Source organism: Granulicella sp. dw_53 (assembly GCF_018449545.1).
GTDB lineage: Bacteria > Acidobacteriota > Terriglobia > Terriglobales > Acidobacteriaceae > Edaphobacter.
This window is the reverse complement of the sequence record NZ_JAAVUR010000001.1, coordinates 82,933-96,270: the sequence shown is the minus strand read 5'-3', so window position 1 is coordinate 96,270 and position 13,338 is coordinate 82,933. Positions and strand designations below refer to the sequence as shown.

13 protein-coding genes are annotated in these 13,338 nt (G+C 57.8%); all 13 read right to left on the bottom strand.

Annotated features, from left to right (window positions below; genetic code table 11):
- Window positions 1-82: 82 nt before the first annotated feature.
- On the bottom strand, window positions 83-2,830 hold the full coding sequence (gene mobF, locus HB393_RS00410) for a MobF family relaxase (RefSeq protein ID WP_213803170.1): 2,748 nt from the start codon (window positions 2,828-2,830) through the stop codon (window positions 83-85).
- A gap of 8 nt (window positions 2,831-2,838) precedes the next feature.
- Complete coding sequence (locus tag HB393_RS00405) at window positions 2,839-4,845, bottom strand: type IV secretion system DNA-binding domain-containing protein (protein ID WP_213803169.1); 2,007 nt, start codon at window positions 4,843-4,845, stop codon at window positions 2,839-2,841.
- 4 nt (window positions 4,846-4,849) lie between these two features.
- Window positions 4,850-5,215: a hypothetical protein gene (locus tag HB393_RS00400; protein WP_213803168.1), complete on the bottom strand. Its 366-nt coding sequence runs from the start codon at window positions 5,213-5,215 to the stop codon at window positions 4,850-4,852.
- 166 nt (window positions 5,216-5,381) lie between these two features.
- Window positions 5,382-5,708: a hypothetical protein gene (locus HB393_RS00395; protein ID WP_213803167.1), complete on the bottom strand. Its 327-nt coding sequence runs from the start codon at window positions 5,706-5,708 to the stop codon at window positions 5,382-5,384.
- Window positions 5,709-5,730: 22 nt separating this feature from the next.
- Entirely contained in the window at window positions 5,731-6,681 is a 951-nt protein-coding gene (locus HB393_RS00390; protein WP_213803166.1) for a RepB family DNA primase, read from the bottom strand.
- A 91-nt stretch (window positions 6,682-6,772) separates the two neighbouring features.
- On the bottom strand, window positions 6,773-7,165 hold the full coding sequence (ssb, locus tag HB393_RS00385; RefSeq protein ID WP_213803165.1) for a single-stranded DNA-binding protein: 393 nt from the start codon (window positions 7,163-7,165) through the stop codon (window positions 6,773-6,775).
- 469 nt (window positions 7,166-7,634) lie between these two features.
- On the bottom strand, window positions 7,635-8,615 hold the full coding sequence (locus HB393_RS00380; protein ID WP_213803164.1) for an ATPase, T2SS/T4P/T4SS family: 981 nt from the start codon (window positions 8,613-8,615) through the stop codon (window positions 7,635-7,637).
- Window positions 8,612-9,418 carry a VirB8/TrbF family protein gene (locus HB393_RS00375; RefSeq protein WP_213803163.1) on the bottom strand — a complete coding sequence of 269 codons (807 nt, stop codon included), beginning with the start codon at window positions 9,416-9,418 and terminating at the stop codon, window positions 8,612-8,614. The genes HB393_RS00380 and HB393_RS00375 overlap by 4 nt, the downstream gene beginning before the upstream one ends.
- Window positions 9,419-9,580: 162 nt before the next feature.
- Window positions 9,581-10,498: a hypothetical protein gene (locus HB393_RS00370; protein WP_213803162.1), complete on the bottom strand. Its 918-nt coding sequence runs from the start codon at window positions 10,496-10,498 to the stop codon at window positions 9,581-9,583.
- A gap of 24 nt (window positions 10,499-10,522) precedes the next feature.
- Window positions 10,523-10,792, bottom strand: a complete 270-nt coding sequence (locus HB393_RS00365; protein ID WP_213803161.1) for a hypothetical protein — start codon at window positions 10,790-10,792, stop codon at window positions 10,523-10,525.
- Window positions 10,793-10,803: 11 nt separating this feature from the next.
- Entirely contained in the window at window positions 10,804-11,592 is a 789-nt protein-coding gene (locus tag HB393_RS00360) for a hypothetical protein (protein WP_213803160.1), read from the bottom strand.
- A 236-nt stretch (window positions 11,593-11,828) separates the two neighbouring features.
- Window positions 11,829-12,062, bottom strand: coding sequence for a hypothetical protein (locus HB393_RS00355; protein WP_213803159.1), 234 nt, complete (start codon window positions 12,060-12,062; stop codon window positions 11,829-11,831).
- Between the two features lie 14 nt (window positions 12,063-12,076).
- Complete coding sequence (locus HB393_RS00350; RefSeq protein ID WP_213803158.1) at window positions 12,077-13,336, bottom strand: TrbI/VirB10 family protein; 1,260 nt, start codon at window positions 13,334-13,336, stop codon at window positions 12,077-12,079.
- Between the last annotated feature and the right edge of the window lie 2 nt (window positions 13,337-13,338).

Below are 13,338 nucleotides of genomic sequence, written 5' to 3'. Positions count from 1 at the left end.
GCTGAAATGGATCAGGTCCAAAAAAGTGGATCTCGTCAGTTAGTCGCTCCCCCGATTTGAACGGATAAAAAAGTACAGGTATCTAGCGGACGGCCAGAGACATCCCTTGCTGCACGGTATTGCTGTGAACATTGCCAAAGCTGACGGCAGCGCTCTTGCTGACGTCCTGGCTGAGTTTGCCAGCGAGCGAAGGAGCATCATTGGTGTAAATGTGCGCGTCACGCGAGGCGCGAGAGACCGATACATAAGCGAATCTGCTGGATATCAGCTCGGGGTGAACCGCTGTGTCCATATTGACAATCACTCGTTCGGAAGTGATTCCCTGTGAGCTGTGCGACGTGACCGCATACCCATGGTCGAGGTGTCGCATATCGTTCGCGTCGAAGCGCACAATCCTGTCTTTTGTACCGTCCATGCGAACGCTGATCTTGCCATCCTCGCCGATTTGCTGGATGGTGCCGAGGTCACGATTCGCAATCTGCAAGTCTCTCGACGGAGCCGTAAATTGAATCTTGTCTCCAACCGCAAACTCGCGCTCGATCTCCCTGTAGGCAGCGATACCGCGCAACCGTGACGGGTCGTAGGTTACTTGTTGGCCGTCCGCCTTTTGCACGGTAACGAGATTTTCAGCCGCGTTCGTGGTGACGACCTGGGTGTAGCTTCTGGCCTCGATACCGTGTTCCTTGCTGCCGCGAACGTAATGCAGCACGTCGCCAGGCTGATAGCGAGCGGCCCATTCGCGGTCGGCTCCCGTCATATCATTGCGCGGCGCGAGCACGCGCACGGAATGATCTGTTTTATCCACCACATCAAGCGCTTGCAACTCCTGCCGGACGGCCTGATTGATGGCCCGGCGCGAAGCGTTATCCGGCGAGACGATCAGCGTATTTTCGGGATGCGCGGCATAGTCTTTGGCGATGGCTGCCACACGTCGCTCCGGGTCAACAATCTCAGTGATGCGGCCTTGCTGCGCCAGCATCTCGACACCGACAGCGGTTTCATTGTTGGACAGATGCTCGACCGCTTTCAGGAGCGCGGGATCTTTCTGGCGCATAATCTGGTCAAGCTGTGCCGCCTTCATACCCGCTTCCTGCAACTGCTCGAAAGGCTTCCCGGCATCGACGCCCTGATGCTGGCGCGTGTCGCCAATCAACAGCACCTTATCTTGCGGAGCAATCTTATTCAGGAAGTCGCGCATCTGTTGCGTCGATGCCAGAGAGGACTCATCGACCATATAGAGGTGCTTATTGGTGGGATCACCGGCGGCCTGCAGGCTGCCGCCCGCGAGGAAGCGTTGCAACGTGTCCGCCTTGATACCAGCATCGCGTAATTGCTTCGCAGCACGTGAGGTCGGCGCAAATCCTTCCACGACGTAGCCGTTATTTTCAGCTCCCTCTCGGATGGTGGCCAGGACTGAAGTTTTACCGCTGCCTGCCCGTCCTTGCAATCCCTGTACGCGGTCATAGGAAGTAAGCACTTCTTCGACAACCCGCTTCTGTGCGGAGTTGAAATGAGGACGCGAATCTACGAGCGGGACTGCGCTTTCAATCCCCATAATCTGCGGTGCGCGGCTCTGTCCGTCCCGCACCTTCTGCACGATTTCACTCTCCGCGTGGATGGTCGCCGCGGTGGTGAACCTGCGCCCCGCCCTGGAGCCATCGTCGGGGATTTGTTTGAACTCGCCGGAGGTAACACGCGACTCGAAGCTGGCGCGTACCTCCGGGTAAGTCATCTCTCCCATACCCCGGCGTAAGGCATCGACGTACAGAGCACGTTCGTCTACGACGGCCTCGCGCTCGAAGCCTTTATCGCGGGCAAAGGTGACAGCCTCCCGAACCTTCTGCTGCCTTTCGTTTGGAGAGTGCCCTTGTGTCTGTTCCATCCGGCGCTGCCGCGCCTCGGCCACAACCCGGTCGGCTTGATTGCCGAACTCATCGGCAATCTGTTTGTGTGCGGCCAGAATTTGGTCGGGAGACCAAATCACCTTCTTATCGCGGGTGTTGTGTGCCGCGATCTGCGCGGCTTCCGGCCCAGTGAAGCCGCTACGGCCTAGCGCCTCTTCGATCTGCTGGCGGCGTGGGCTGGATGCCTCAAGATAGGCTGCTGTGAAACCCTTTACGTCAGGTGCGCCGCTCTTGCCCGGTTCAATTTCATAGCCAAGGTCGCGCAACTTGTACGTGAGGTGGGATTGATAGACAGCGGTTGCAAACTGCTGGCTTTCAAATAGGGAGTGCGGCTGCAAGGCTCGCATCTTGCCGTTATCGCGCTCGGTCATATTGAAGACGACGACGTGCGTATGGAGCTGCGGCGCGGCGTACCCATCCACCGGACGAGCGGTGTCATGCTCAAACTTTGCCGCCGCAAACTTTCCGGTCGTCTCGGCGGGACTGTTCCCGCCGATGCGAGCCTGCGTGTATCTCTCCAGTTCGTTTAAGGCGACGTTGACGGCCTCGCGGTGCGCCTCGCGCACGCGGTCATCACCGCCGACAAGCGCGGTAAGAGAGACGGACTTCGGCGCGGAGAAAGTAGCGTCCCATCCGGCACGGTGCTCGACCGGAGACACCGTCTTCCCGTCCGCGTTCTTGTATTCGTGAACGACCCGATGCGAAACCAACTGCTTGCCAGTCTCAGGGTGCTGCCCTTCGGAGAGACGGGCAAACTCCGCTGCGCCCACTGCTCCCGACAAACCAAATTCATCTGCCAGCTTGCCATGCCATTTGCCCTGTATGGTGTCCCCTTGCTTCCAATAATTTTCCTCCGCAGCGGTGAACTCTTTCGCGTGATAAGTCCGCGCCTGGCTGGCAGAAAGCGGCTTCGAGATATTCAGCATGGCGGCTCCTAACCGTGCGTGATGACGTTCTGTTCTTCATGGACATCAGTAGTAAGTGGAAGCTCGGGCTGAACCGCTTGGGATGTTGCAGGCTCGTTAGGCGTGGGCGTCGGGGCGGAGGGCTTCGGCTCCTGCTTCAGTTCCGGAGAGGACGGCTCCGGCTTGCCGCTCCGTATGTTCTTAGGGTCATACGGGAGCTTGTCGTCAGGCCGCTCTCGCAACTCAAAGGGCTTGGCAATTTCCGGCATATCGAAGTACGGAAACGAAAAGTAGGTGACGTAGTTTTGGTACTTCATGAAGGCATGGAGGTCGGGAAGACCGGAGATTTCGGATTCCATAACCAGAGGCTCGACCTGCCTATCCATGGTGAAATTGCGGCCTGCCCTCGTACCGTCGAAATGTGTCTCACGCAGCCGCTCGATCTCTACTTTGCCGATGAACTTCGACACCCACTCCCCGGCATTTGGTTCTTTGGTGGTGAGCCAAACGCTGGTCGCGGGCTGCGAGAGCATAACCTCGGCCAGATGCCCGTACAGATACTCGACCTGTGCCTTGCCCTGGAAGCCGAGCACCACCGGATTCTGACCCTTGCGCCCTTCTGTGATAGCGGTGTGAAGCTGTGGCAACTTCTGTAAACTCGCCAACTCGTCGATCAGAAACCAGACACGCTTTTGTCCCTTGGTCGGCTCATTGAGCAGACGCAAAACCAGCCAGTCGATCCATAGACTCTGCAATGGCCGTAGCGCCTCGCGCTCGGCTGCGCGGGAGGTAAGGAAGATCCATCCTTGCCGTTTCTCCGCCCAGTCGGAAGCGGTCCATGTGCCGTTACCTTCGGCCTTCTTCGGCAACAGACGGAGACTGTCGGCAACCAGTCCCAGGGAGCCGAGAACACCGGCCCGCTGCTGGTGGGCCTGCGGATCGATCAGGTGTGCGTGCTCGGTGCCTTTGAGTCTGTGGTCGATCTCGTCCGGGTTCGACATCCACTGGACCAACTCATCCGGCGTCGGTCCGTACGCCATCAGGAAGGCAAAGATTTTCTGCGGCGACTCGATGAAGAACTCGCCCTTGCGATCCTGCGGCGGCTGGAAGAGCGAGACGGCCAACGCCTTCGCTTCGGAGCGGCTGCGCAGCTCCTCGGCTGGCCCCCAATAGGGGCAGCGTTTGTCCAACGGATTCAGGATGACATCGCCCCGCGAGGGGTCATAGAACCGCTTCACGAACTCGCGGGCCGGGTCGTACACGATGGCCGAATCGCCCCGGCTCTGGGCCTGACGAAGTACCTGGAACATCAAGGCCGACTTGCCCGCGCCCGTGTCTCCGATGAACTGCATGTGTTGGGCTTCTGCCCGCGCCGGTATGCGGATCATCTCTTTCATGCCATCGGTTTTGAACCCGACGCCATCGCCTTTGACTACGTCGTTGAACTCCTGCGGCGTGAGCTTTTCAGGGCCTTTCAGCCGACGTCCATACTTCAAAGCCTTCTGTCGCTTCACATCCTTGGTGACGGCGAGCGGCAACAGGATCAGAAAGATTCCAGCCCCACAGAGCAACGGTATTTTCACGATGGCAGACAGGCCATCCTTATAGATAGCGACCTTGAGATAGTCGCTGAGGCGGGCGTCCACGTAGCTCCGTAGTGGGCCGCGAAAAAGCAAGTCGTCTCCATGCTGGAGCGCACTCGGAGAAAGCGCCAGAGGGATGATTCGGCCTCCCGGCTCAACTGTTTTTCCATGAACCACATCGTCATTGATGGCGGGGCTTGGCTTGTTGCCTCGCCCGGCCAGAAAGAGCATCCGGTACTCACTGCGGTGCGTCTTGCTGAACGACCCAAAGATAGAAGTACGCACATAGACCGGGATATAAAACCGCTGCAATGGAGTTCCAACCAGGCGAAGGCGTCCATAGAGAAACAGGAGCGTCAGAACGATGGCGGCGAAGATCGCGCCATAGGTATAAACGGGCCGGTGCTGCGGCCAGATGATCGTCTCTTTGCGGCCCCACGTTGTCTTAGCCATCGTCTTATTTCCTTCCTTCGGCCAGGAGCTTTCCGGCCATCTCGTGTTTCAAAGTGCTGATCTGGTCAAGCAGCTTGTCGAATGCTTCGAGCGACATGCTCTGTCCTGCGGCTAGCGGTCGCAGGACATTGACCAGCAGCAACCGCACGCCAAGAATTTCCGCCAACGAAGGATCGAACGTAGGTCCCGAACGCAACTCGCGGAGAATTACGTCGCGCATCCATTCGCTGCGGGCCACACCTTTCGCGGTGGCGACTTCATCGAGCAACCTCGCTTCGTCTTCCGTCAACTTGAGGCAGCGCGTCGTATTGCGGAAGACCGTTTTGCCGGTCGTCTTCTTGATGTCGTTCACTGGACTGAGAAGGGCCATTTGATAGCTCCACGCCGGTATACCTGCGTATACCGGCCTTAGCGGATTTCCTGTGGTTTGTTGAGGTTTACGTTGGTATACCTGCACGAACCTGTAAGGGGTGGAGTGTCGAGATACACCCGGTGCGCAGCACCGCTCTGGTACTGCCACGGATGTAGGTGGAGGATCATGCCTTCGATCCCGCCACAACAGCCGGTGTTTGGGACGCTGAAGATGCTGCGGAAACCGTCTTCTTCCCAGCCGGTTCCAGTGCCTCATTCGCGGCTGCTCTACGCACGCGCAGTGTCGGTGTAACCCTCTGCGCTTCGGGAGTGCGAAGGAATTCCTGAAACTCACGATCTTTCGAGAAAACATAAGCAAGCGCTTGCTCGACAACATCGTCGGCGGAAGCGTGAATGAAAGTGGCGTATTGATCGACCTGAGTAGCGGTCGTGTCCGTCAACCGAATGGAGGCGCTGAGGTGGCGGGTTTGTGTGACTTCTAGCAGTGGCATTGTGTTCTCCTTTTGGTTTGAATCAGGCTGTCTTTCGATGGGCAATCATGCGCTGTGCCGTCGCGGCAATCTCCCGCGCACGTGTGGAAGAACGTGCGGCGGAAAGTTCGGCATTGCGGCGCGACTTAAGCATGGCGATTACGTCGTCAATAGCGATGCCCTCGATAAGCCAGAGGCGAGCCGAAGCAACATCGACGGTGCGCTGCGCGTAGTAAAGAGGATTGGGCTTATCGGAGCGGCGCGAAGCCAACTCCCGCGTCAGCTTTACGGCGTCTTTGCCGTGAGCAAGCTCGTGGGAGACCTGTGCCCAATCGCTCTCCGAATGACTGTGCTTTCCCATCTGCATCCTGGGCGGGATGGCATGGTCGAAGGCCATTGCATCGACCGCGCCCGCGTCCAGCTCGAAGTCATCGGAAGTCCAGATGGAATCGTCAGGATATTCGACCGTGACTCTGTACGCGGGATCGTACTTGCGATTCAGGAAACCGGGGACGCGAAGGACGCGGTTGCAGTCGGTACAAGCGGGATCGCCGCCGAAGGCTATGGCGAGCAGCTTGAGCATTTGCTCTTGAGCTGCAAAGTCGAAGCCTTCGACGCGCCAAAGCACCTGATACTTGCCGGACGAAGTAGAGAGAATCGAAGTCGGCGGCGGGACAAACTCCGATGCCCGGAGCGCAGCGAGCCGGGCATCTCCATCGGTGTCGATATCTATATATAGATGGCGAACGGATGCAATGCTCTCTTTCGTGCGCTTGCGGCTGCCGGGGTGAAGTGGATTTGCGGCAATGTAGATGTTGTTGCGACCATGCTGGTTCTCGTAAGAGAGCCAGGCCATATACCGGTTCTCCAAAGCCTGCTCCAAGCGCACGACTCGTTGCATGGGGGCAGCGCCATTCTCTCCCCGCAACAGGATGGCTATCGTCTCTTCAGGGGCAAAGCAACGTCTGAGGAAGCTGGCGGCGATTTGACTCATAGCGGAACCTCTTTGCGAGTACGATCATGCGGGCCTAAGCAGTGAAAGAAGCCCGGTGATGTGCCGGGCCTCACCATGCGGAGGAAGTGGCCTATTCGGCCTCTTCCTCTACGGGGATCTCATCGAACTCCTGCTCGTCGGCGGCTGCCTTCTCCGCGCGGTCGAGCTTGAGGATGGAAGTCACCCGGATGCTGTCGGTGCGTACCGGCTTCTTGGCCTTCTTGGGCGTGTACTCGGTGTGGCGAATCTCGCCCTCGACCTGAACGTGCGCGCCCTTCTTGAGCGTGGCCGCGAACTCACCAAACTTCCCGAAGACGATGCAGCGATGCCATTCGGTATGCGAGACGTACGCGCCGCTCTCTTTGTCCTTGTAGGAGGTCTTGGTGGCAACCGAGAACGTGGTGAACTTCTGGTCGTTTTTGTCGTTGCGAATCTCTGCGTCGTTGCCGAGGTAGCCGATGAGGGTTGCGCGATTGAGGTACATGGTGGTGTCTCCGTTTTTGAATTCCCGAACTTTGTTCGGGTCATACCGGGCGAAGCCAAGCGAGTGGGGCGCGACTCCCAAGGCCGAAGCTCTGCATTTACGGTGGGTCCGTCGAAGATGGAAACCGTAACCCGGAGGGTGCGTAGCAAAGCAGAAGAGCGAGCCTGCCGCCGGGCGTCGCATAGGCCCCGAAGCAGTGACCGAACATGGACGGAATGGAACTTGGGAGACACACTCCAGAACCACGCACACCCTCTGCTTCCTGACGACGCTATCCACCGGCAAACCAGAACCACGTCTCTGCCTGACCTCCGTACAAAGAGGCGCGTCTTGCGTCCCGATTCGCTCGTCTTGAAGTTCGGAGCGGCCACGCTCAAGAGCACATGCCAGAGGCGAGGCGTATTCGCTACATCATGCTCAAGAAGGTCTTTCATGCCGGTAGGCTCCGATTCGGGTTTCCGTCCTTGACTTATGCCGCGCTTGCCGTCGTGGAAGCTCGATAGATGTCTTCCGTAAGGAAGCACTGCTCGGCATGGCTGTAGCCGTTGACGGCAATCAACTCGCGCACCCGGCGTCGGCCCGTATGATCGCGCTCACAGTACAGAACAAAGTCGATGGCTTCCGCCGTCTCCGAACGCATGAATGCGTGGTTAAGATTGGGCCTGGCACTCAGGGCTAGATTGGAGAGGCGATTTAGAGCGTCGAGCGCCGACTTTGCATGAATGGTAGAGAGCGTACCGCCATGCCCTGTGTTCATGGCTTGCAAGAGGTCGTAGCCGCACTCGTTGCGAATCTCGCCCATGATGATCCGGTCTGGACGATGGCGGAGCGCGGCGGCCAGAAGCTCGCTCGGCGTGATGGCAACCTGACCCGGGATTTCCTCTACAGCCTCCCAACGAACCGCGTTGGGATGGGATACCTTTAGCTCGGCGGGCTGCTCGATGATGAGCAAGCGTTCGTACTCAGGAACGTGGTCTAGGAACGCCTTCATCAGAGTTGTCTTCCCACTGCCGGTTCCACCGCTGATAATCCCGTTCTTTCTGTCCCCGATTAGGCGCACGACAGTATCCCGAACATGCGACGGCATACTACCCGATGCAATCAGCTCATCGGAGCTATACCAGCGGTTGAACTTGCGGATGGTGAGGGTAGGGCCATTGATGGACGAGGGTGGCCCGACAACCGCCACACGCGAGCCGTCCGGCAAGCGTGTGTTGAGGATGGGATTCTGTGTCGTGAGGTCTTGCCCGAGGATGCGGGCAACACGCTCTATCGCTGCCTGAAGCCGGTCGTTCGTGTATGGGGCTGTGAGCGGGATATGCTGCACAACCCCACCACGATCTGCGTAGACGCCCGTAGTGCCATTAATCATCAGGTCTGAGATGGACGGGTCCAGCAGAAGCTCACGCAACTCTGGCGGAAAGAATGGCAGTATCAGCTCGTAGCTCACCGGGAAACTCCAGCGTTCGGCTGTGCTATTGCTGACGGAGTTGTGGCCGCCGTTCCGGGTGCAATGGGATCGACGGACACCCGGTTTTCATGAAACTCAGTGATGGTCAATCCAAGCGGATTGATGAACTGGTATTGCGGGTAAATCTTCGCCTGGTCGCTTACCTGCTTGGGATTCAGGTAGTAGGTCACACTCAGGAGCCAATGCTCCGTGCGTGGCTCACGCGAGTGGCTTGGAGAGTAGAGCTTGTCGATCGCGACAAGCGCCGTACCACGGGCGATTGTCGCACCTTGTACCGTCTCCTGGGACATGGACGTGATGGTGACGTTCTTCACATCCACATCGCTCTGTTCGATCTGGCCTGCCACTACTTGAGAAACGAGGTGGTTCTGGTTGTCTTCCAGCATCAACTGTGAGGCGAGCGCTTGCCCCATGAAGTAGTAATTGAGCGAGTATTTCTTCCCAATGGTGTCGCGGTTGATGGTGTAGCGATAGTTCGCCCAATCCATTAGGTATGTGCGTACTTCGCCCTCACGCGGACTATAGCTCAAATCGCTGTATTGGATCGCCTGAGCGCGTCCCATTTCGTCGATGCGAACGTAACGATTGACAACGGGCCGATGCGCCAGGGACCAGTTGAGCCACATAGACCCGCAGAGTAGAACCGTCCCACAACCGAGAATGAGGCGGTATGCTTTTCGCTCGGCATAGTGAGAGGCATAGACCTCGTTGCCGATGTGGTCTGCGAGCAATGCCTGCTCTGACGTTACGTATTGCTCATGAACTGCCGTGTGTGTGGACATGGGAATGGCTCCTTTGCTCAACCGCTTGGAAGATCACATAGGTGTAGATAGCTCCGGCCACTACAGAACCTAGAAGGATAAGGACAATCGCCAACCTGACGATCCGCAACCGCAATATGCGACGAACAAATGCGACTTTTAGTACGTAGTCGAACATGGGCCTTATCCTCCTCCTGACATTCCTAGCGATGCAGCCGTGCCAGCAACCTTCGTGATGCTTTCAGCCATTCCCGCCGCTCCACCGAAGATCGCTTGGGTCATGCTCGGAATAAAAAGCATGTTCACGATGAATGCGACAAATACCATGATGCACGGAATGAGATTGGCAAGCCACATCTCCATTGAGTAATTTCCATTGAACGTCTGCTGGATAAAGGCGTTCATAAAGCCGCCCCAAACGAATATGAATGCGGCGGCTACAGCCCGAATCATGGCGAAGCTAATAAGCACGTCAAGGAAGTGAAAGAACTTCGCTCGAAACGTCTTTGTCATCAGCAGCGGTACGAAGATAGGTCCGAACAAAGCCGTCACACCGTACAAGATGAACGCGCTGCAATTGATGACGAAGAGGATGGCCGACGCTATGCCCAACAAAGCCTGCACAACGAAGTAGCAAAGGATCTGAACGGGAGCCATGAGAGACGGCATCGCGGTATTGTCGCCAGCGGTCTTGAAAAGCTGGAGAAGGCTATCGAGCGAGTTCTGATCGAACGCCGCGACCATCGCCTGCGCGATGTAGGAAAAGAAGTGATTGATACCGAAGCTCGCTCCTGGGAATGGGTTCACCCAATAGCTTTCGAGCAGGCAGCAAAGGATGAGTCTGAGCAAGAAATTGACTAGATCGCCTGCATGAACCGGCTGAGCATGGAAGCGCAGTGTCATGCTCGTGGTGTTCCAATTGATGACCATGCTGATGAGGGTGAAGAGTGCGATACAGCTAAGCTCCGTAAGTCCAAGCTGGGTCAACGCGCCACCGTTCTGCGTGGTGAGATTGGTCAGATTATTGGTGAACTGATACAGCCAATCGACGCCAGAACTTGCGCTCGGTAATGCTTGTGCCAACAATGCTAGGGAAACCATATCGCACACTCTCTCAGGTGAGGTTTAGGGGATGTACTTCTGCCATGTCTTACCTTCGTGTGCAGCGGCGGAATTGTGCTTCTTCTTGTCCGCCTCTACACGCTGCCGAAATGCCTCGTCACGCTGGCGCTGATCTTCGGCCTCCTTCTGCTGTTGCTGAAGGATGACGGCTGCTTTTGCGGCGGCAGCGGCGGCTTTCGCCGCCTCATGCCGCTGGTAGGTCAATGCGCCGCCTATCGCGGTCAACGCCGCGAGGATGGCAAGCAGTATTTTCGTGTTGATCGCTTTCAGCATCGGGTCTCCGACTAGGGAAGGTAGGTCTGCCAGGTACTCGATTCGTTGGCGGCGCTCGTGTCGTTGGCGGAACGCTGTTGCTGCACGAACACTGCGGTGTTGAGGTCTTCAACGTGGGCGTTGCGACGTTCCATGTTGGCGACCGTCATCTGCGAAGCGAGGCAGGCATGGAGCGTGCCTTGCGATTGCATCTCGCTCAACCTCTGCGCCTCCGATGCGTTGAGGAGATTGAGTTGCTGGACTTCGCTGTTGGTACTGTCTGAGCCGTCGAACTGCTGCGAGAGCAACGAGTTGTTAGCCGTGTTGTTTTGGCTTCTGGAGGCACGGTACTGACCCACAGCCGTCAGGCAGTCGGGAGATACTGAGTCGGCGGTCTCGATCATGGCGAGCTGCGACGTACGGGAGCTACCGAGAGATTGACCGGCAAGGTAGGACGACGCACTGCCATTCATCGTGACCGTGGCCGCCTTCCATGCTGTGCTCGATGTAGACGGGGAGTTGGTGTTGAGCGCTATGCTCATACCTGCCGTCTCACCGAACATATTGGCGACGTTCACGTTTTCGAGAGCATGGAGCGTCGTCTGCCACTGCTGCTTTGCGGAGAAATGCGTGATGTTGTTTTTCAGCATGTTGTACTGCGATTCCAGCGTGGTGAGCTGGGATACGAGACTGGCGTAGCTGGTCGGGTCGAAGACGATATCGCCGAAGCCGAACAGGGCGAAGCTGGGCGTGGCCGTGAGTAGCACCGCTGCGCCTGCCCCGAGGAGCCACTTGCGGCGGTTAGTCAGTGTGATCTTCATAGAGCCTCCTGCGGTTGGGTTGGATTACATGCATTGCGGGCAGGTCGGGTCCCACCTGTCCAGGGAAAACTCGTGGATATGTGTTGCGCGTGAAATCGCATCGGTGGACTGGAGGTACACCCATGCGAGAGCATTCCGTCCGGTCTCTGTCCCAAGGAGCAGGAGAGCAAGCAAGATCGCGGCAATGATTCCTGACACCTGATAGCTCCGATGGAGAGTAGTCGTCTGCCTGATTGTCATTCCTCCTCCGCAAGCTGCCGCGCTATCTGCGGGATGATCGCTACCCATTCCTGTCCGCTGCGTTCGATGGCCTCGGCGATCGTGTACTGATCCTCTGCAAGCCAATCGGCACGATTGAGGACAAGCGCCACGGCGAGCTTTTCGCCGGTGGACTGCACAGTCCATGCTTCGCGTCCTCCGCGCTTGGCATCACGAGACTTGCGAAGGAGATGTTCGTAACGGTCATTCATTGCGGTGCTCCTCTCTACAATGTGGGATCGACGCGATGCTTCGCGTAAGCCGGAATCAAGAGGTCGGTTCCGATATACACGCGGGCGCGGGAACCTTCCTTGAGCGTGATGATGGGGAGCCGGTTCAGGAAGTGATTCAAAACCTGCTCGCCTTCAGCGGCGGACTGCTCGGAGATGCCATTTCGAATCTGAGTCGATGGCTGAAGAACGCTGCCGTTGTTACCGATCTGCGCGAGGCCGCCCAGACCGCCAATAGCCGCAGCGGCGGCGAAGGCTTGCAGGTAGCCGTGGTCTACCTTCGTTGCAAGGCCGGTTGTTCCGATCTGATCGAGCCCGATGTATTTGGCAAACTCCAGAGAAAAGCCATCGGGACAGATGGCACGATGGAAGGTGACGAACATCTTGCGCTGTTGTGCATTGCCGACGCTCTGCACATCTCCTAGCAATCGCGTGCCTTGCGGCAAGAGAAGCTGCTGATGGTCGTGCGAGTAAAGGTCGGTAGTCAGCGAAACCATGATCGGGCCGCTGAACCCGCCGTCAATGTGATTGGTGACGACACCCTCAAGTACGGTGCCCTCGAAGATGCGGTACAAACGGCCATCGTAGGTATCGAAGTTGTAAGCGGCCATCGCATTGCCTTTGCTGTCGGCTTTGGCTTCTACATTGGCGGGTTTGGCCGGTGCCGCGCCGCCGGCTGCGGTAGCAGCCGTCCCTTGCGCGGCCTCCGTTGTTCCCGCTGCGGGCGCACTGCGCTCGAAATCAATCGCAACGGTGTCGCTGTTGATGGCGTCCTGCTGCTGCTTCTCTTTGGCAAGCTGCTTCTGCTTGGCCTCGGCCTGGGCCTGCGACATCTCGGACGTACGTCTGGGCGCATTCGGATTGTCACCGTAGATCGCGGAACGCTGCGCGGCGGTCATGGGAGGGGCGCCTGCGGCCTCCGGGCCGGGAGCGCCCTCGGTCTGCTGTAGCTGCTGGAGCGCGGCGTTAAGTTCCTGCTGGTGCTGCCGCGCTTCGGCGTCTCGCTGGGCCTGCAACTGCTGTTGCGACTCAAAGCTGTTCACCTGCTGGGCGTTCGGCGCTGCCGGACGCATGGGCATTGCGCTGGCCGGAGCATTCTTCTTGCTCCCACTCAACAGACTGGAGAGATTAGCGATGCCGATAAGCCCGATGATGACGACCAGGGCGATGACGACCGGCATACTCTTCCGTACTGGAGTCTTTGCTTCCGGCTGGTCGGGCACGGTTGCAGGGATGTTCTGATTGGGCTCCGACATGG

Bases quoted from the DNA above. Each gene is read 5' to 3' on its own strand.
- mobF (WP_213803170.1), bottom strand. From the start codon at position 2,830: ATGCTGAATATCTCGAAGCCGCTTTCTGCCAGCCAGGCGCGGACTTAT.
- HB393_RS00405 (WP_213803169.1), bottom strand. From the start codon at position 4,845: ATGGCTAAGACAACGTGGGGCCGCAAAGAGACGATCATCTGGCCGCAG.
- HB393_RS00400 (WP_213803168.1), bottom strand. From the start codon at position 5,215: ATGGCCCTTCTCAGTCCAGTGAACGACATCAAGAAGACGACCGGCAAA.
- HB393_RS00395 (WP_213803167.1), bottom strand. From the start codon at position 5,708: ATGCCACTGCTAGAAGTCACACAAACCCGCCACCTCAGCGCCTCCATT.
- HB393_RS00390 (WP_213803166.1), bottom strand. From the start codon at position 6,681: ATGAGTCAAATCGCCGCCAGCTTCCTCAGACGTTGCTTTGCCCCTGAA.
- ssb (WP_213803165.1), bottom strand. From the start codon at position 7,165: ATGTACCTCAATCGCGCAACCCTCATCGGCTACCTCGGCAACGACGCA.
- HB393_RS00375 (WP_213803163.1), bottom strand. From the start codon at position 9,418: ATGTCCACACACACGGCAGTTCATGAGCAATACGTAACGTCAGAGCAG.
- HB393_RS00370 (WP_213803162.1), bottom strand. From the start codon at position 10,498: ATGGTTTCCCTAGCATTGTTGGCACAAGCATTACCGAGCGCAAGTTCT.
- HB393_RS00365 (WP_213803161.1), bottom strand. From the start codon at position 10,792: ATGCTGAAAGCGATCAACACGAAAATACTGCTTGCCATCCTCGCGGCG.
- HB393_RS00360 (WP_213803160.1), bottom strand. From the start codon at position 11,592: ATGAAGATCACACTGACTAACCGCCGCAAGTGGCTCCTCGGGGCAGGC.
- HB393_RS00355 (WP_213803159.1), bottom strand. From the start codon at position 12,062: ATGAATGACCGTTACGAACATCTCCTTCGCAAGTCTCGTGATGCCAAG.
- HB393_RS00350 (WP_213803158.1), bottom strand. From the start codon at position 13,336: ATGTCGGAGCCCAATCAGAACATCCCTGCAACCGTGCCCGACCAGCCG.